The following is a 17,505-nucleotide window of genomic DNA, read 5'->3' as shown; positions in this document are numbered from 1 at the left end:
GAGCGAAGGCTCCGGACCGCAATCGTGGGCGCGCGCCACCCACCCGACCCCGGCGACGAGCGTCCCACGAAGATCTAAAGACGCCCCCTGAACCACCCCTACAGCAACTTCCCCGGATTCATAATCCCCGCCGGATCCATCACCTTCTTGATCTCCCGCATCAACCTCAACTCCACGGCATCCTTGCTATGCAGAAAATGCTCCCGCTTCAACTGCCCGATCCCGTGTTCCGCTGAAATGCTCCCGCCGTAGCGATTTACTTCATCCAACACCGCATCCGTGATCGCCGCACCATTTACCGCCACCCAATCCCTGTCGGCACCTGCCGGACGTGACAGGTTGTAGTGCAGATTGCCGTCGCCGAAGTGGCCGAAAATGAATGGGCGGATATCGGGGTACAGCGCGCGCACGCGTGCCTCCGCCGACACCATGAACTCCGGAATGCGTTCGATCGGCAGCGACACGTCGTGCTTCAGGTGTGGGCCGTCGGCGCGCTGTGCTTCCGAGATTTCTTCACGCAGCTTCCATAGCGTCTGCAACTGCGACAACGACGCCGACACTGCGGCGTCCAGGCACAGGCCGCGTTCCAGCGCCGTGCCGATCACGCTTTCCAGCAGCGTCGTCAGGCCCGCCTCATCGGCCGTGTCGGCCAACTCCACCAGCACATACGCCGGATAGCGCTGATCGAACGGTTCCTGCACGCCTTCGGCGTGCGTCAGCACCAGATCCAGGCAATCGCCCGAAAAGTACTCAAACGCCTGCAGGCGCGCGCCGCACTGCTCGAACAGAATCTCGAACAACTGCAGCGCCTGCGCAGGCGACTCGACGGCCGTCAGCACCACCGAACGTACATCGGTGCGCGGAAACAGGCGCAACGCCACCGCCGTGATCACGCCCAGCGTGCCTTCGGAGCCGATCAGCAACTGCTTCAAATCGTAGCCCGTGTTGTCCTTGCGCAGCGTGCGCAGGCCATTGAAGATCTCGCCCGTGGGCAGCACGGCCTCCAGGCCCAGCACCAATTCGCGCGCCATGCCGTAGCGCACCACATTGACGCCGCCGGCGTTGGTCGCAACGTTGCCGCCGATCTGGCTGGAGTCTTCCGCCGCCAGGCTCAACGGCAACAGCCGTCCCGCGTCCTGCGCGGCGCGGCGCAGATTGCCCAGGATGGCGCCGGCTTCGGCCACCATCGTGTTGGCCACGGTATCGATAGAACGCACGGCGTTCATGCGGTCCAGGCTAAGCACCACGTTCTTCGCGCTGCCGTCCGGCGTCGCGCCGCCGCACAGGCCGGTATTGCCGCCACGCGGCACCACCGGCACGCCCTCCTGCTGGCACAAGGCCAGGCAAGCGGCAACGTCGGCGGTGGTGCGCGGGCGCACGACGGCTTGGGCATGGCCGTTGTACAGACCGCGCCAGTCGGACAGCCACGGAGCGATATCCGCGTCGGCGGTGTAGACGGTGTCGGGGCCCAGGGCCTGGGTCAGGCGTTGCGTGAAGTCGGATGCGCTCATGGTGTCTGCGTTGCCGCGAAAAATAAGGGATCGAGTTGCAGGCGGCGAGCCGCCTGCTGCAAATGGAAGACCGCCGCCTGGCGGGCCTGTTCGGGATTGCCCGCGCGGATGGCCTCGAACACGGCGACATGTTCCTGGTGCACCGCCGCGGTCAGTCCCTCCTGCAAACGGCTGTTGGACCGTGCGGTGCGGACCGCCAGCCGCAACTGCAGATTCAAGTACTGCAACAGGTCCTGGTAGGTACTGTTGTGCGTGGCCGCGGCGATGGCAATGTGGAACGCCACATCGTGTTCCACGCCGTCGTCGGGATGGTCAAGGTGGGCCTCCAGGCTGGCGAGCGCCTGCGCCATGGCGCTCAGGTCGGCGGCATTGCGCCGCAACGCCGCCAACGCGGCCGCGCCCCCTTCCAGCTCCATCCGCAATTCGTAGACGCCGGCCAATTGGCCACGGTCCACGCCGATGCCGCTAGACACCTGAAAGCCCTGGCTGCCGGTGCGCGACACCACGGTGCTGCCCGAGCCCTGCCGGCTTTGGATCATGCCCTGGGCGCGCAGGCGCTCCGTCGCCTCTCGGATCACGGCGGCGCTGACGCCGTATTGGCCGGCCAGAATCCGGCCGGACGGCAATTTGGCGCCGACCGGGTGCACGCCATCGGCGATGTCGGCGGCGATCTGGCGGGCGACCTGTTCGGTCAAGGTCAGGGTCTTGGTCAGCATGCCTGGATTATAGGCAGATTTTTCAGGTTATCTGATAACTTTCAACCCAATACGCCCCGGTTGCCGGCGTATGCGCCCCGTTCAAATGGTGGCGGGTTCTCCGCCGGCCCCTGCGGACGCCGTGGCGTCGGCATCGCCGCCCCCGACGATTTCGCAGCAGCGCCCGCCCCGCGCCTTGGCGCGGTACAACGCGGCATCCGCGGAATCCAGCGCCGCCTGCGGGCTGCGATTGGCGCCCGAAATAATCGAAATGCCGATCGAAAGCCCCACGCTGACCCGGGTGCCGTCCGCCAGCGAGATGGGCTGAGAGGCGTCGTGCAGCAAGTGTTCGCCCAGCCGCAACGCCGCCGTGGCGTCGATGCCCGTCACCAATACGATGAATTCGTCGCCCCCGATCCGGGCGGCAACGTCGTCCACCCGCAGCATGCCGCGCATGCGCTGGGCGACGGTGGTCAATACCTGATCACCCGCCGCGTGGCCGTAGGTGTCATTGATGCGCTTGAAATCATCCATGTCCATGTACAGCAGCGCGACATGGCTGTCGTGCGCCCGCGCGCTGGCGCAAACCCGCTCCAGCGCCACCTGCAGCCCCGTCCGGTTGGCCAGGCCCGTCAGCGCGTCTTCGTTGGCGCGCCGTTCGCTGTCGCGCTCGGCCAGCATGGTGGACACCAGGATGCGGTTCAGCCGATGCGACGCGACGCTCATGCTGACCAGGTAGAACGGAATCTGGATGAAGACGATGGCGGTAACGTATTCGCCGGTAAACAGCGCGCCCAGGCACATGGGGCCCAGGCTCAGGAAGATCATGGCGCCGACCAGGCGGGGTGCGCCGTAGTTGCGAAAGCAGATGCCGCCTGCCATCGCGCCGCAGGACACCCCGGCCAAGGTGGCGGCCAGCCAATCTCCGTTGAGAAAGGTAATGAACACGCCATAGCCCACGCTGAACGCCCACAGCAGCGCCAGCACGATGTAGAGGTCGGTATGGGTGTTGCCGCCCTTGGGCGCGGCGCGCAAGGCGGCGCGCAGGATCGTGACCCGGACGATGGCCAGCACCACCTCCAGCGCCAGCCACGAGATGTACAGGGGCTCGGGGCGACGCCAGGTGACCACGCCCGAAATCATCAGGGTATTGATGACGCCGCCGGCAAAGATGGGCAGCGTGCCGAACAGGCTGGCGATCAGCGCCGCGCGGATATCCGCGGGCGTATCCTGGCCGGCGTGCGTCAACCAGCGCGTCAGGCGCCACTTGGGCAAGCTGAACTTCAGTCCTGTATCCACGCCGTCACGTCCATCGCCATTACCTGTATTGAGTAGGCTGGCTGGCGTTATAGCAGGTATTTCAAGCCTTTAATATTGTCCCAAAGGGCAATAAGCCCCCGGCGCAAAACGAATTTTTCGCCTAGCGCCTGGGCCGGCCTCAGTGGCCGCGATGGCCGCAAACCGCGCATTCGGGGTCGCGCTGGACGTTGACGCTGCGCCACTGCATAGTGCGGACGTCAAGCCACAGCAAGCGGCCAGACAGGCTTTCACCCACGCCGGACAGCAGTTTCAGCGCTTCGGCCGCCTGCATGCTGCCGATGATGCCGACGACTGGGGCGAAGACCCCCATCGTGGCGCAGTTGGCTTCTTCGACGTCGTCCGCTTCCGGGAACAGACAGTGGTAACAGGGCGCGTTGTCATCGCGCAGGTCGTACACACTGATCTGGCCGTCAAAGCGGATGGCCGCGCCGGACACCAGCGGCTTGCGGTGTTGCACGCAAGCACGGTTGATGGCGTGGCGGGTGGTGAAGTTGTCGGTGCAGTCCAGCACCAGGTCGGCGGCGGCGACGGCGTCGGACAGCGACTGGTCTTTCAGGCGTTCGACTCGGGCATGCACCTGCGCCTGCGGATTGAACGCCGCCAGCATGTCGCGCCCGGACTCGGCCTTGGGCCGGCCGACGCTGGCGGTGGTGTGGAGGATCTGGCGTTGCAGGTTGCTGAGTTCGACGATGTCGTCGTCAGCCAGGGTGATGTCGCCCACGCCGGCGGTGGCCAGGTAGAGCGCGGCGGGTGAACCCAGTCCACCCGCCCCAACGATGAGCACACGCGCCGCCAGCAGTTTTTCCTGCCCTTCGATTCCTAGCTCGTCCAGCAGGATGTGGCGGGCGTAGCGCAGCAGTTGCTCGTCGTTCATTTGTCCTTGCTGGGCTCGACTCCGGTCGGCGTGATCTTCATGCGCGTGGGCGTGCCGCCGCCGGCCTTGGCGTCAGCCTTGGCCTGTGCACGGGCCGAGCCCTTTTGCACCGGCTTGCCGGCCAGCACGTTCAGCGCCTGCTGCAACTGGAAGTCGTCCTTGCCGCCGAATTCGAACACCTTGGTCGGGACGTCGACGTTGTCCTGCTCGGCATTGGACTTCACTTCGTTGGACGTTCCCGGGTTGGACAGGTGGCGCTGCAGGTCGGCTTCGCGCGGCAGGCGGAACAAGTCGCCGTCGGCCGTATCGGCAACGACGTAGTCCGGTTCAATGCCGGTCGCCTGGATGGAGCGGCCGTTGGGCGTGAAGTAGCGCGACGTGGTCAGCTTGACCGCGGTGGTTTCGGACAGCGGCAGGATGACCTGCACGGAGCCCTTGCCGAAGGTGCGGTTGCCCAGCACCTTGGCGCGCTTGTGGTCTTGCAGCGCGCCGGCCACGATCTCGGAGGCCGAGGCCGAACCCACGTTCACCAGCACCACCATCGGCACGGTCTTGGTCCAGGCCGGCAGGCCGGACAGGTAGTTGCTTTCACCACGAGCGTATTCCGACGGCGTGGCCAGGTACTTGTGGCGGGCGTCGGGCGTGCGGCCGTCGGTGGACACCACCAGGGCGTCGGCCGGCAGGAAGGCGCCGGACACGCCGATGGCGCTGGTCAAGAGGCCGCCCGGATCGTTGCGCAGGTCCAGGACCAGGCCCTTGAGCGGCTCTTTGGCGCCCAGGTCCTTCAGTTCCTTGGCCAGGTCCGAACCCGTCTTTTCCTGGAACTGCGCGACGCGGATGTAGCCCACGCCGTTGTCCAGCATCTTGCTGCGCACGCTGCGCACCTTGATGATGTCGCGGACGATCTTCAGCACGATGGGCTGGGGACGGTCGGCGCGCATGATGGTCAGCGTGATCGGCGACTTGGGCGCGCCGCGCATGAGCTTGACCGCGTCGTTCAGGGTCATGCCCTTGGTGGGCGTGTCGTCGATCTTGATGATCAGGTCGCCGGCCATGACGCCAGCGCGCGCGGCGGGCGTGCCTTCGATCGGCGAAATCACCTTCACGAAGCCGTCTTCGGCGCCGACTTCGATGCCCAGGCCGCCGAACTCGCCTTGCGTGGCCGTCTGCATTTCGCGGAAGGCGTCGGCATCCAGGTAGGCGGAATGCGGGTCCAGGTTCGAAACCATGCCGGAAATGGCATTGTCGATCAGGGTTTTGTCGTCGACCGCCTCGACGTAGTTGTTCTTGATGGCGGCGAACACGCTGGTCAGTTGCCTGAGCTCGTCCAGTGGCAAGGGACTGCCGCGCTGGGCGACGGCTGTCACTCCAACACTAAGCAATACGCCAGCCACCGCACCGATGGCTATCAGACCGAAACCGCGAAACTTGCGAGTGCCCATGCACACTTCCCGAATTTTGTTTTCGCCGATGGGGTTTGGTAATTCACCAACGGTTATTTACCAACGACAATTTTGCCAATGCCCCTACTGGGCCAGCCACTGGGCCGGATCCACAGGAGCGCCACGATGGCGAATTTCAAAGTATAGGCCGGATTCCACTTGGCCGCCGGTTGCCCCTACCGTAGCAATAGTATCGCCACCTGTCACTGAATCTCCCACTCGTTTGAGCAGACTTTGGTTGTAAGCATAGACCGTCAGGTACTGCTGGCCATGATCCACAATGATGAGGTTGCCAAAACCGCGCAGCCACTCGGCGTAGACGACGGTGCCCGGAGCCACCACTTTGACGGGGGTGCCTTCCGGCGCGCGCAGCACCACGCCACGCCAGACACCGCCGTCCGGGCGGTCGACCCCGAAACGGCCTTGCACCTGCCCGCGCACGGGCATGGCCAGGCCATGCTTCAAGCCGTTGCCCCCGCCCAGCGGCACGGCGCGAGTGGTCTGCTGGGCCGATGCGGTGCGGGTTGGAGTGGTTTCGGGTTCGGCGGGTTCCGCCTTTTTGGGAGAATCCGCGGGTTTCGTCGATGGCGGCGGCGTGTCGGCCGGATCCGTCAGCCGGGTGTGGCGCTGTTCAGCCGGGCGTAATCCGGCGGCGTCCGGGTCGGCCACGGCGACGGGGCCGCGATTCTGGCGCGACGCCGTCTCGACTTGTTCGCGGGCCTGGGCCGCTTCCTGGGCGTCGCGGCTGTCGCGATCGCGCCGGGCGGCCGCGTCGGCCGCCAGCTTGCGGTCTGCCTCGGCCTTCTTGCGGGCTTCGTCCGCGCGGCGTTGCGCCTCGGCGCGCTTCTTGGCGTCTTCGGCCGCGCGGCGGGCTTCTTCCACCCGGCGCGCCTCTTCGGCCTTCCTGCGCGCCTCTTCGGCTTTGCGGGCTTCTTCGATCTGCTTGGTGATCGCCGCGTCCAGGTCGGTGATCAGGCGCGACAGGCGCTGATCGTCGCGGCCCAGCTTGTTGGCTTCGGCGCGCTGGGCGGCGATCTGCCCTTCCAGTTGCGCCAGCAGCGTGGCGCGCTCTTTCTGCTGGCCGACCAGGGCGGTCTTCTGTTCGGAGGTTTCGGCCACGACCTTTTCGATCTCGCCGCGGCGCGCATCGGCACGCGCCTGCAAGGCGGCCAGGCGCTCGATGTCGGCCCGCAGCGCCTGCACGGCATTGGCGCGAGCCTGCGACACGTAATCCAGGTAGCCGAGGTTACGGCCCAGCACCTGGGGATCGTCGCCGGACAGCAGCGCCGTCCAGGGCGACACGCCGCTGGTGTATTGGGTGCGCAGTTGATCGGCAAGCTCGGTGCGGCGCTTTGCCAGCACGGCCTCTTGCGCGCCGATCTGCTTTTCCAGGCTGGCCAGGTCGGCCTGCGCCTGGCGGTTGGCCTCGCCCAATTCCCGCAAGCGCAGGTTGATCCTGGAAATCGAGGACTCCGACTGTTTGAGCGCGTCGGCCGCTTCCTTGCGGGCGGCCTCGCGGCCGTCGATGTCCTTTTGCAGGTTCTCGATGCGGTCGCGCAAGGCGGCCTGCTGGCGTTCGGCGTCGGACTGGCGCCCGGCAAGGTCGTTGGGGGCCGCGCGGGCCGACAACCCCGCACCGGCCAACATGACCGCCAACAACAACCCTGCCGTGTGACGCATAGAAGGACCTGCTCTCACCGGAGGGAGCCTCGCACAAACTGGAAATCGGAGGCCAGGCCAGGCGTAGCTGACGCCGCGCGGCCTGCACCACGCAAGGTGGCCACCACGACGCCTGGCGCCCGAGTGCCAGCCTGCCCGGAGGGTGATTGCGCAATCATGCGGGGTTCCATCTGGTGTGAACGGGTCCTTTTAGTCCTTCTTGGCCTTGCCCTGGGCGGCCACGGCAGCCATGGCCGCCTCGATCTCGGCGGCATCGCCCAGATAATAGTGGCGGATGGGGCGCAGGTCATCATCCAATTCGTAGACCAGCGGCTGGCCGGTCGGAATATTGAGGTTGACGATATCGTCGTCGGACACATTGTCCAGGTGCTTGATGAGCGCGCGCAAGCTGTTGCCGTGGGCGGCGACCAGCACCTTGCGGCCCGAGCGGATGGCCGGGGCGATGGATTCGTTCCAGAACGGCAGCACGCGGGCCACGGTGTCTTTCAGGCACTCGGTGGCAGGCAACTGGTCCGCCGGGATCTTGGCGTAGCGGCTGTCGAAACGCGGATGACGCTCGTCGTCCAGCGACAGCGGTTCCGGGGCGATGGCATAGGCGCGGCGCCAGACCAGGACCTGTTCGTCGCCGTACTTGGCGGCGGTTTCGGCCTTGTTCAGGCCTTGCAGCGCGCCATAGTGGCGTTCGTTCAGGCGCCAGTTCACGCCCACGGGGGTGTACATGGCGTCCATGGCGTCCAGCGCGATCCACAGCGTGCGGATGGCGCGCTTGAGCAGCGACGAATAGGCCAGATCGAAGGTGTAGCCCTCTTTCTTCAGCAATTCTCCGGCCTTGCGGGCCTGTTCACGGCCGGTTTCGGTCAGGTCGACGTCGGTCCAGCCGGTGAAACGGTTTTCCAGATTCCATTGGCTTTCGCCGTGGCGCATCAGAACAAGTTTATGCATGGTTTGGCACGCTTTCCGCGCGGGTTAAAGTTAGGGGATGGTTAAAGAATGCGCTCATTTTATAATTGAGTGATTTTGCCCTTGATTTTGCCCCGGCGCACCCGCCCATTTCCCTGGCGCGGCCCCTGAGGCGACGCCAAGGGTTCGCCCCTACCAGGCTTGTCGCCGTACTTCAGGATGCCCCGTGGATCTTCTGCAATTCTTGCTCGATAAAAATAACGTCTTCATCGTCGCCGTCGCCGTGATCTCCGGCGTGATGCTGGCCATTCCCGCGCTCCGCAAGGGGCGCAGCGGCTCGGCCGTCAGCACCGGCGAGGCCATCCAGATGGTCAACCAGCGCAATGCCGTGTGGGTCGACGTGCGTCCCGCCGAGCAATTCCAGGCCGGCCATATCGCCCAGGCACGCAACTTGCCGGCCGCCGACATCGAACAAAAGGCCGCGTCGCTGCCCAAGAACAAGCCGCTGGTCGTGGTTTGCGACAATGGCCGCGATTCCGCCCGTGCCGCGGCCAAGCTGCGCGCGCAAGGTTTCACCGACGTCGTGCCGCTGGATGGTGGCATGCGCGCCTGGTCGGCCGCCAGCCTGCCGGTTACCCAGAAGGGTTGAACCGGGGCGCCCGTCCCCTTTCTTCAAACCCGAATCGCAGGAGCGCCTATGAATAAAGTTGTCATGTACAGCAAGGACTATTGTCCTTACTGCGCCCGCGCCAAGGCTCTGCTCGAGCAACGCGGCGTGACCGACCTGGAGATCATCCAGATCGACCGCGACCCGTCCCAGCGCGATGTCATGATGGAACGTACCGGCCGGCGCACCGTGCCGCAGATCTTCATCGGCGATACCCATGTCGGCGGTTGCGACGACTTGATGGCCCTGGACCGCTCGGGTGGCCTTGCCCCCTTGCTAAACGGCTAATCGCCCTCTCTTTTGCCCCCTCCACCAACGGAAACACTCATGGCTGATCAAGACCAAAACACCCAGCAAGAAGGCGGCAACGACGCGCCCTCGTTCAATCTGCAACGCGTCTACCTGAAAGACCTTTCGCTGGAAATGCCGAACGCGCCTCACGTTTTCCTGGAGCAAGAAGCGCCCCAGGTCGAAGTGAGCATCACCGTGGGCGGCCAGCGTCTGGCGGAAACCGTGTTCGAGACCACGGTCACCGTCACCGTCACCACCCGCATCAACGATAAGGTCGTGTACCTGGTCGAAGGCACGCAAGCCGGCATCTTCGAAGCCGCCAACATTCCGGAAGAGCAACTGGATCCGCTGCTGGGCATCGTCTGCCCGACCATGCTGTACCCGTACCTGCGCGCCAACATCGCAGACGCGATCACCCGCACCTCGATGCCGCCGCTGCACCTGACGGAAGTCAACTTCCAGGCCCTGTACGAGCAACGCCTGGCCGAACTGCAACAGCAGCAAGGCGCGACCAACGGCAATGGCAACGGCAACGGCAGCGACTCGGGCATCATTCTGCCCCCCAGCGCCACCCGCCAGTAAGCACGCCGCGCCCCGATGAACAATCCCACAGAGCCGCGCCTGCGCGTTGCCGTCCTGGGTGCGGGAAGTTGGGGCACCGCGCTGGCGGCGGCCTCCAGCCGCCGCCACGCCACCCTGCTTTGGGCGCGCGACGCCGCGCAGGCCGCCAGCATGGCCGCCACGCACGAGAACGCGCGCTACCTGCCTGGCATCCCCCTGCCCCAGGCCCTGAATGTCACCTCCGATCTCGACGCCGCGCTGCGCAGCCTGCAAGACGAGGGCGCGCGCCGCCTGATCGTGCTGGGCGTGCCCGTGGCCGGGCTGACCGCCATCTGCGGCGAACTGTCGCGCCGGCTGCCCGTCTTGGGATTGCAGGACACCCCTATCGTCTGGACGTGCAAGGGCTTTGAAGCCGACACGGCCAGGCTACCCCACGAAATCGTGCGCCAGGCGCTGCCCGGCGCCGTCGGCGGCGTGCTGTCCGGGCCCTCGTTCGCGCGCGAAGTCGCCCAGGGCCTGCCGGTGGCGCTGACGGTTGCCAGCACCAGCGCCGCCTTGCGTGACGCCACCACCACCGCCTTCCATGGCGCGGCGCTGCGCGTCTACGCCAGCGCGGACGTCGTGGGCGTGGAAGTGGGCGGCGCCTTGAAGAACGTGATCGCGGTCGCCTGCGGCATCGGCGACGGACTGGCGCTGGGCACCAATGCCCGCGCCGCGCTGATCACCCGCGGCCTGGCCGAAATGACGCGTTTTGGCGTGGCGCTGGGCGCCCGCGCCGAGACCTTCGCCGGATTGACCGGCCTGGGCGACCTGGTCCTGACCGCCACGGGCGACCTGTCGCGCAACCGCCGCGTGGGTCTGGAGATCGGCGCCGGCCGCAAGCTCGCCGACATCCTGGCCAGCGGCATCACGGCCGAAGGCGTGCGCTGCGCGCGCGCCGCGCTGGACCGCGCCCGCGCCATCAATGTCGAATTGCCCATCACCGAAGCCGTCTGCGCCGTGCTGTTCGACGGCGTGGCGCCCATGACCGCGGTTTCCGCCTTGCTGGCGCGCGACGCGCGCGACGAAAGCGCGGACGCGGGCGGCCCGCTGGACCCGTCGCTGGGCGGCCATCTGTGACCCCTCCCTAACAACAAGACACCGCACCGATTCCGAGGAGACATCCTTCATGACGCAAACCCGCACATTCGGGGTAGGCCCGCTTCTGCGCGCCCTGTGCCTCAGCCTGGCCGCCGCGCTGCCGGCCGCCGCCCATGCCGACTGGCCCGATCGCCCCATCCACATGGTCGTGCCCTTCCCGCCCGGATCGTCGCCCGACATCCTGGCTCGGACGATCTCGGAGCCGCTGTCGCAGGCGCTGGGCCAGCCCATCGTCATCGACAACAAGCCGGGCGCGGGCGGCAACATCGGCACGCGCGTCGTGTCGCAGGCCAAGCCCGACGGCTACACGCTGCTCTATACGATCAACGGACCGCTGGTCACGGCGCCCACGCTGTACAAGAAGACGCTGGGCTACGACCCGCTGGCCGATCTGGCCCCGGTCACGCTGGTGGGCACCAGCCCCAACGTGCTGGTCGTGCCGGGCAGCCTGAAGGTCGATAACGTCCAGGATTTCGTCAAACTGGTCAAAGGCCGCGGCAATTCGCTGAACTACGGTTCGGTCGGCGCCGGCAGCTCGGCCCATCTGGCGATGGAGATGTTCAAGGAAAGCGCGGGCGTGGACCTGGCGCACATCCCGTATTCCGGATTCCCGCAGGTCATCACGGCGATCATCGGCGGCGACGTGCAGGCCGGCTTCATGGTGCCCGCCATCGCCGTGCCCCAGGCCCGCGACGGCAAGGTCAAGCTGCTGGCGGTGACCAGCCTGCAACCCAGCGAGGCGCTGCCGGGCATCCCGACGATGGCGTCGCAGGGCTACCCCGACTTTGAAGCCATTTCGTGGAACGCCGTGCTGGCGCCCGCCGGCACGCCGACGCCGGTCATCGAACGGCTGAACAGCGAACTGGCCCGCATCATCGACAGCGAGGCCGTGCGCAAGCAGTTGGCCTTGCAGTACTTCACGCCCGCGGCGTCCACCCCGGAAGCCCTGACCGCCCGCATCAAGAGCGAAAAGGCGCGCTGGGACCAGGTGATCGACAAGCTGAAGCTGTCGCTGGATTAAGCGTCCTACACGCCGCCTTCGAAGCCTTGCTGACGCCAGGCTTCGAACACGGTCACCGCGACGGCATTGGACAGGTTCAGGCTGCGCTGGCCAGCGCGCATCGGCAGCCGCAGGCGCTGCTGGGGCGCGAACATCGCTTGATGCTCGGCCGAGAGCCCTGCCGTTTCGCGGCCGAACACAAACACGTCACCCGGTTTGAAACCGATATCCGCCACGCTGCGCTGCGCCTGCGTGGTCAGCGCGTAGATGCTCGACGCGTCGGCGCCGGTATCGTCCAACGCCTCTTGCAGCGTGTCGTGCACGCGCACGGGCTGCCACTCGTGATAGTCCAGGCCGGCGCGGCGCATGCGCGCGTCGTCCAGTTCAAAACCCAAAGGGCGCACCAGGTGCAACTGGGCCCCGGTATTGGCGCACAGCCGGATGGCGTTGCCGGTATTGGGGGGAATCTCGGGGCAGACGAGGATGACGTGGAACATGGCGAATAAGGAACAAGGACGGCGTGCGGCGCCAGAGTGGCCGCACGGATGAATTGTCGCCGATTTGCCGCTGCGGCGCGCTGGCCCGGGTCTGGCCTCGGCCCCAGCCCGGATCAGGGCGTGCGGGCCGCGACCAGGATCGTCACGCTGGCCGCACCGGCCGCCAGCAGGGCGCTAGCGGCCGCCTGGACGGTGCTGCCCGTGGTCATGACGTCGTCCACCACCGCCACATGACGGCCGCGCACCCGGGACGAGCCCAGGAACAGAGCCGTCGCGCCTTGCTGGCGGGCGTGTCGCCCCAACGCCGTCTGGCGAGGCGTTTCCCGACGCCGCCGCAGTGCCCCGCGCGCCAGGGGCAGCGCCAGCTCGGCCGCCAGGCTTCGGGCGATTTCACCGGCCGGGTTCATGCCGCGCAGGCGCAGCGAGGCGCGACTGGCGGGCACCGGCACCAGCAGGCTGCCCGCCGGCAATCCGCCGTGGCGCCGGACCTCGGCGGCCATCAGCCGGGCCAGCACCGGCGCCATGCTCAGGCGCAGCCGGGTCTTGAGCATCTGAATCAGGGCGTCGGCGGGCGGCACGTAGTCGAACGCGGCGATGGTCCGCCCGTAGGCCCGCGATGCCCCGAGGCATGCGGGGCAAGAGGACGCGGTAGCCGGCAGGCGCAGCGCGCAGCCCGGGCACCGGGGCCGCCCGCCCGGCAAGGCAGTGATGTCGGCTTCGCAGCCGCCGCACAGCCGCGCGCCCGCCACCCGCGCGCCGCATAACGGGCAATCGCAGCCCACCCGGGACCACAGCCGCCGCCCCATGCCCTGTAGGGGGAATCGGGCCCGGCCGCCCGGATGCGCAATAATGTATGCCATACCTCATGAAATCATGTTCCGCCCCGCGGCGAAGACGCGGGCGCGACCGAAATGTCCCTGCCAGAATCCGCACCGCTTCCCTCCCTTCCCCTCGTCAGCGCCGACGTGCCCCGGCAGTTCGCGCGCCGCGGCGACTTGTCCGACGCGCAATTCCTCTATGGGGAAGTGGCCCGCCGCATGCTCGGCCGCCTGCAATACATCCGCGTGCAGCCTCAGGCGGTGCTGGACGCCGGTTGCGGCGCGGGCGACAACCTGCCCCTGCTGCGCGAGCGCTATCCGGACGCCGCCTATACCGGGCTGGACAACTGCGAACCATTGTTGGACCGGGCGCGCAAGCGCCATGCGCCCGCCGGCCTGGGCGCCTGGATCGGCAAGCTGGCCCGCCGCGGCCCGGCGGCCCCCGCTTTCATCAACGCCGACCTGGCCGATACCGGCCTGCCCCCCGAATCGCTGGAACTGGTGTGGTCGAACCTGGCCATGCACTGGCACCGCGCCCCGCACGCGGTGCTGGCGGAATGGCGCCGCATCCTGAAAGTGGGCGGGCTGGCGATGTTCTCCTGTCTGGGCCCCGCCACCCTGCGTGAGCTGCGCCAGGCGCTGGCCGACGCCGGCCTCGCGACCGCCACGCCGTCCTTCGTGGACATGCATGATTTCGGCGACCTGCTGGTGGAAAACGGCTTTGCCGATCCGGTCATGGATCAGGAACTGCTGACCCTGACCTACCGTAGCCCTGAAAAGCTGCTGCAGGACGTGCGCGCGCTGGGCGGAAATCCTGCCGAGGGCCGCCGCGGCGGCCTGGTCGGGCGCGACTGGCGCGACCGCCTGTGCGCCGCGCTGGAAGCGCAACGCCGGCCAGACGGCCTGATCGCCTTGAGTATCGAAGTGGCCTATGGCCACGCGTGGCGCGCCGCCGCGCACCGCACCGTCGCCGGAGAAACCCGGCTATCCGTCAGCGCGATCGGCGGCCGGCACCGCGGAACCCCTTGAATCGGGGCCCCGCCACGGGGCCGCTCAGTGCAGGCGTTCGGGCAGGGGCACGCTGACCCCCGGTTCAGACGCCGACAGGGGCTGCATGGGCTCCGAATTGGCGCGGATGCGCCGACGCAGCACCGCCGTGGGTTCCGCCGGGGCAGCCCCGGCCGGCTCGCCGCGCCACGTGTGCGTCATGGCGTCCACCACCAGCGGCAGATCGCGCAGGCGGTGGAACTGGCTACGCAGCCACCGGGCATCGTTGCCGCTACGCATGGCTTCGTCGCGCAGGGCGGCGATCATGTCGCCCGTGCCCAGTTCTTCGGCCACCGGCATCAGCCGCTGGAACAAGGCGCGCAGATGGTCCATCAGGCGCAGGCGCTGGCCGTCCGGCGTGACATAGCTGCCTTGCAGGCCAAAACGGCAGGCCTGGAAGTGGTTGCTGCGGTAAGACAGCCAGGCGTTGTCATGCGGGTCGTCCTCGCGCATCAGCAACACCGCCAAGGCCTGGGCGAAGGCCGCGATCTGGCATGCGCGCTCCACCGTCAGCGGCGTATCGCACACGCGGATCTCCACCGTGCCGAATTCCGGCTTGGGGCGGATGTCCCAGTACAAGTCCTTGATGCTCTCGGCCAGACCGTAGGCGCGCAGTTGCGACAGGTGTGCCTCGAACTGGTACCAGTCCTTGACGTCGGGCGGCATATGGCCGGCCAGCGGGAAGCTGTTCACCGCATTCAGGCGCGAGCACGAAAACAGGGTGTCGACGCCCTCGCAATACGGGGACGAGGCCGACAACGCGATGAAGTGCGGGACGTAGGGGGAAAGCCGGCGCAACAGTTTGATAGAGTCGTCGCCATTTTTCACGCCCAGGTGGATGTGTTGGCCGAACACCGTAAATTGACGCGCCAGGTAACCGTACATTTCGGCCAGGTACTGGAACCGCGGGGTATCCGAGATGGAACGCTCTTGCCAGCGCATGAAGGGATGGGCGCCACCGCCAGCGACCGCCACGCCGACTGCGTCGGCCGCTTCCACCAAGGCGTCGCGCATCTCGCGCATTTCGGCCAGAAGGCCCATGGGGTGCTCGTGCACCGAGGAATTCAATTCGATCATGGACCGCGTGATTTCCGGTTTAACGCGGTCGGCAATGGGATGGTTGGCCATTTGGGCCAGCAGCTCGTCAGAGGCTGCGGTCAGATCAAAACTGCGGGGGTCGATCAGTTGCAGCTCGAGTTCGATGCCCAGGGTGTTGGGGGCCGACGAAATGAACGGGATCTGTTCCATCTCGGACTCCTTTGAATGTTTGATGAGGGACGCACCGTTCGACCTTGAAGCCCGGTAACTTCCCGGGGGGTGCTAGACGGCGACTTGTGAACGCATGATAGCCGCAGGTTTGTGGCAAAACGATTGAAAATCGTGACATTTGTGTGCAACATCGCGAAGCATCCAGTTTTGCCCTCTGAAGGGAAGTGAGCGAGCGCTCACAACATAGAAACGGCGCGGGTTGCGAGCCGATGGCCGCCGGAATCGCAGTCGGGAAGCGGTTTTCGAGAGGGGGCGGGATAACCCTGATCAGGGTTATCCCTTAGGATTTTTCGAGCCCGGTGGCCCTTATTTGCGCCAGAAAATCGGCGTGAACAGCACCAGGACGGTCAGCAGTTCCAGGCGCCCGATCAGCATGGCGAAGGTGCAGACCCAGATCTGGAAATCAGACAACACCGCGAAGTTGCCCATGGGCCCAACGGGGCCCAGGCCCGGGCCAGTGTTGTTGACGCTGGCGAAAACGGCCGAGAAGGCCGTGATCGGGTCCAGGCCCGACAGGAGCAGCAGGCTCGTGAACACCGCGATGGAGAGCCCGTAAAACAGCATGAATGCCAACACGGACGACATCGTCCGGCCGTCCACCGCCCGGCCATTGATCCGCACGGGGCTGACCGCATGCGGATGCAACATTGTTACCAGCTCGTTGCGCGCCTGCTTGACCAGCAGGATCGCCCGGATCATCTTGATCCCGCCCCCGGTCGAGCCGGCGGACGTGGCGAAACCCGACAACAGCAGCATCGTCAGCGGCGCGAACAGGGGCCATTGCGCGAAGTCGGTATTGGCATAACCCGTGGTGGTCGCCATCGAGATGGTGTTGAACATGCCATAGCGCAGCGCCTCGAGCGGCGAGCCATAGACGTCCTTCACGTACAGGAAGGTGGAGATGACCAGGCCCGCGCCCAGCACGATGACCAGGTAGGGAATGGCTTCCGGGCACCGCCAATAGGCGCGCGCGCTGCGTTGGCGGAAGGCGTTGAAATGAGTGGCGAAGTTGATGCCGGCGATCAGCATGAACACCATGGCCACCATTTCCACCGCGACCGAATCGAAATGGGCGAACCCGTCGTCCCAGGTCGAAAACCCGCCCAGCCCCATCGTCGTGGCCATGTGGCACCAGGCCTCGAACCACGACAGCCCCACGGCGCGGTAGGCCAGGAAGCACAGAATCGAAAACACGAAATACACCGCATACAGGGCCTTGGCGGTACTGGCGATGCGTGGCGTCAGGCGCTCGTCTTTCATGGGGCCCGGCGTTTCAGCCCGCACGACCTGATGGCCGCCCACCCCCAACAGGGGCAGAATCGCCACCGCCAGCACCAGGATGCCCATGCCGCCGATCCAGATCAGCGTGGCGCGCCACAGGTTGATCGACGCGGGCAACGCGTCCAGGTTGGTCAGCACCGTGGCGCCCGTGGTCGTCAACCCGGACATGGCTTCGAAGTAGGCGCCAGTGAACGACAGCGGCAACCCGGCCCCGTGGAAATACAGCAATAGCGGTATGGCCGCCAGCAGCGGCAGGCCGGCCCATACGGCCGACACCAGCACAAAGCCATCGCGCGCGCGCAGTTCGCAACGGCTGCGCCGGGTCAGGGCGGCCAAACCACCCCCGATGCCCACCGAAATCAGGAAGCCGTTCAGGAATGCCTCGCGCGCGGCATCGCCGCCCACATAGGCGACAAGCAGCGGAATCAGCATGGTGAGGGCGAACATCACCATGGTCAGGCCCAGGATATAAAGGGTGGCCAGAACGCGCTTCATGGGAGCTATCCTGCGGC

The 17,505-nt window shown here is 66.5% G+C and carries 17 protein-coding genes; 6 read left to right on the top strand and 11 right to left on the bottom strand.

Features of this window, described 5'->3' with window-relative positions:
- Positions 1–98: 98 nt before the first annotated feature.
- The 7 genes from CQ050_RS06445 to gpmA all read right to left on the bottom strand — a co-directional run bounded on the left by CQ050_RS06445 (position 99) and on the right by gpmA (position 8,464).
- Positions 99–1,511, bottom strand: coding sequence for an FAD-binding oxidoreductase (locus tag CQ050_RS06445; protein ID WP_105555961.1), 1,413 nt, complete (start codon positions 1,509–1,511; stop codon positions 99–101).
- Positions 1,508–2,227, bottom strand: a complete 720-nt coding sequence (locus CQ050_RS06440; protein WP_105555960.1) for a FadR/GntR family transcriptional regulator — start codon at positions 2,225–2,227, stop codon at positions 1,508–1,510. Before CQ050_RS06440 ends, CQ050_RS06445 begins: the two co-directional genes overlap by 4 nt.
- An 81-nt stretch (positions 2,228–2,308) precedes the next feature.
- Positions 2,309–3,505, bottom strand: coding sequence for a GGDEF domain-containing protein (locus CQ050_RS06435; protein WP_105555959.1), 1,197 nt, complete (start codon positions 3,503–3,505; stop codon positions 2,309–2,311).
- 139 nt (positions 3,506–3,644) lie between these two features.
- Positions 3,645–4,400: a molybdopterin-synthase adenylyltransferase MoeB gene (locus CQ050_RS06430; RefSeq protein WP_105555958.1), complete on the bottom strand. Its 756-nt coding sequence runs from the start codon at positions 4,398–4,400 to the stop codon at positions 3,645–3,647.
- Positions 4,397–5,842, bottom strand: coding sequence for a S41 family peptidase (locus CQ050_RS06425; protein WP_105555957.1), 1,446 nt, complete (start codon positions 5,840–5,842; stop codon positions 4,397–4,399). The genes CQ050_RS06430 and CQ050_RS06425 overlap by 4 nt, the downstream gene beginning before the upstream one ends.
- Before the next feature lie 84 nt (positions 5,843–5,926).
- Complete coding sequence (locus tag CQ050_RS06420; protein WP_105555956.1) at positions 5,927–7,522, bottom strand: murein hydrolase activator EnvC; 1,596 nt, start codon at positions 7,520–7,522, stop codon at positions 5,927–5,929.
- Between the two features lie 189 nt (positions 7,523–7,711).
- Positions 7,712–8,464: a 2,3-diphosphoglycerate-dependent phosphoglycerate mutase gene (gene gpmA / locus CQ050_RS06415; protein WP_105555955.1), complete on the bottom strand. Its 753-nt coding sequence runs from the start codon at positions 8,462–8,464 to the stop codon at positions 7,712–7,714.
- Positions 8,465–8,648: 184 nt separating this feature from the next.
- Here gpmA and CQ050_RS06410 point away from each other — a divergent pair, with 184 nt between their 5' ends.
- The 5 genes from CQ050_RS06410 to CQ050_RS06390 are packed head-to-tail and all read left to right on the top strand — an operon-like array spanning position 8,649 to position 12,102.
- Positions 8,649–9,071, top strand: coding sequence for a rhodanese-like domain-containing protein (locus CQ050_RS06410; RefSeq protein ID WP_199196740.1), 423 nt, complete (start codon positions 8,649–8,651; stop codon positions 9,069–9,071).
- 48 nt (positions 9,072–9,119) lie between these two features.
- On the top strand, positions 9,120–9,377 hold the full coding sequence (gene grxC / locus CQ050_RS06405) for a glutaredoxin 3 (protein WP_105555954.1): 258 nt from the start codon (positions 9,120–9,122) through the stop codon (positions 9,375–9,377).
- Between the two features lie 39 nt (positions 9,378–9,416).
- Positions 9,417–9,962 (top strand): protein-export chaperone SecB, encoded by a 546-nt coding sequence (gene secB / locus CQ050_RS06400; RefSeq protein WP_105555953.1) that lies wholly within the window; start codon positions 9,417–9,419, stop codon positions 9,960–9,962.
- Positions 9,963–9,977: 15 nt separating this feature from the next.
- Positions 9,978–11,060 (top strand): NAD(P)H-dependent glycerol-3-phosphate dehydrogenase, encoded by a 1,083-nt coding sequence (locus CQ050_RS06395; protein WP_105555952.1) that lies wholly within the window; start codon positions 9,978–9,980, stop codon positions 11,058–11,060.
- 49 nt (positions 11,061–11,109) lie between these two features.
- The gene (locus CQ050_RS06390; protein WP_105555951.1) at positions 11,110–12,102 is read left to right on the top strand and encodes a tripartite tricarboxylate transporter substrate binding protein; all 993 of its coding nucleotides are present in this window, start codon (positions 11,110–11,112) and stop codon (positions 12,100–12,102) included.
- Between the two features lie 5 nt (positions 12,103–12,107).
- Here CQ050_RS06390 and CQ050_RS06385 read toward each other — a convergent pair whose 3' ends face one another.
- Together CQ050_RS06385 and CQ050_RS06380 are read right to left on the bottom strand one after the other, a co-directional pair.
- The gene (locus tag CQ050_RS06385) at positions 12,108–12,578 is read right to left on the bottom strand and encodes a tRNA (cytidine(34)-2'-O)-methyltransferase (protein ID WP_088588732.1); all 471 of its coding nucleotides are present in this window, start codon (positions 12,576–12,578) and stop codon (positions 12,108–12,110) included.
- 113 nt (positions 12,579–12,691) lie between these two features.
- Complete coding sequence (locus CQ050_RS06380; RefSeq protein WP_369868255.1) at positions 12,692–13,438, bottom strand: ComF family protein; 747 nt, start codon at positions 13,436–13,438, stop codon at positions 12,692–12,694.
- A 51-nt stretch (positions 13,439–13,489) separates the two neighbouring features.
- Between CQ050_RS06380 and CQ050_RS06375 the strand changes: the two genes are divergently transcribed.
- Positions 13,490–14,425: a methyltransferase domain-containing protein gene (locus CQ050_RS06375; RefSeq protein ID WP_105555949.1), complete on the top strand. Its 936-nt coding sequence runs from the start codon at positions 13,490–13,492 to the stop codon at positions 14,423–14,425.
- A gap of 24 nt (positions 14,426–14,449) precedes the next feature.
- Here CQ050_RS06375 and CQ050_RS06370 read toward each other — a convergent pair whose 3' ends face one another.
- Together CQ050_RS06370 and CQ050_RS06365 are read right to left on the bottom strand one after the other, a co-directional pair.
- Positions 14,450–15,691, bottom strand: a complete 1,242-nt coding sequence (locus tag CQ050_RS06370) for a YbdK family carboxylate-amine ligase (RefSeq protein ID WP_105555948.1) — start codon at positions 15,689–15,691, stop codon at positions 14,450–14,452.
- Positions 15,692–16,018: 327 nt separating this feature from the next.
- Entirely contained in the window at positions 16,019–17,488 is a 1,470-nt protein-coding gene (locus CQ050_RS06365) for a TrkH family potassium uptake protein (RefSeq protein ID WP_105555947.1), read from the bottom strand.
- Positions 17,489–17,505 lie beyond the last annotated feature (17 nt).

It is taken from the genome of Achromobacter sp. MYb9 (assembly GCF_002975275.1).
Classification (GTDB): domain Bacteria; phylum Pseudomonadota; class Gammaproteobacteria; order Burkholderiales; family Burkholderiaceae_B; genus Achromobacter.
The sequence above is the reverse complement of the archived record's forward strand: the minus strand, read 5'-3'. Positions and strand labels throughout refer to the sequence as shown.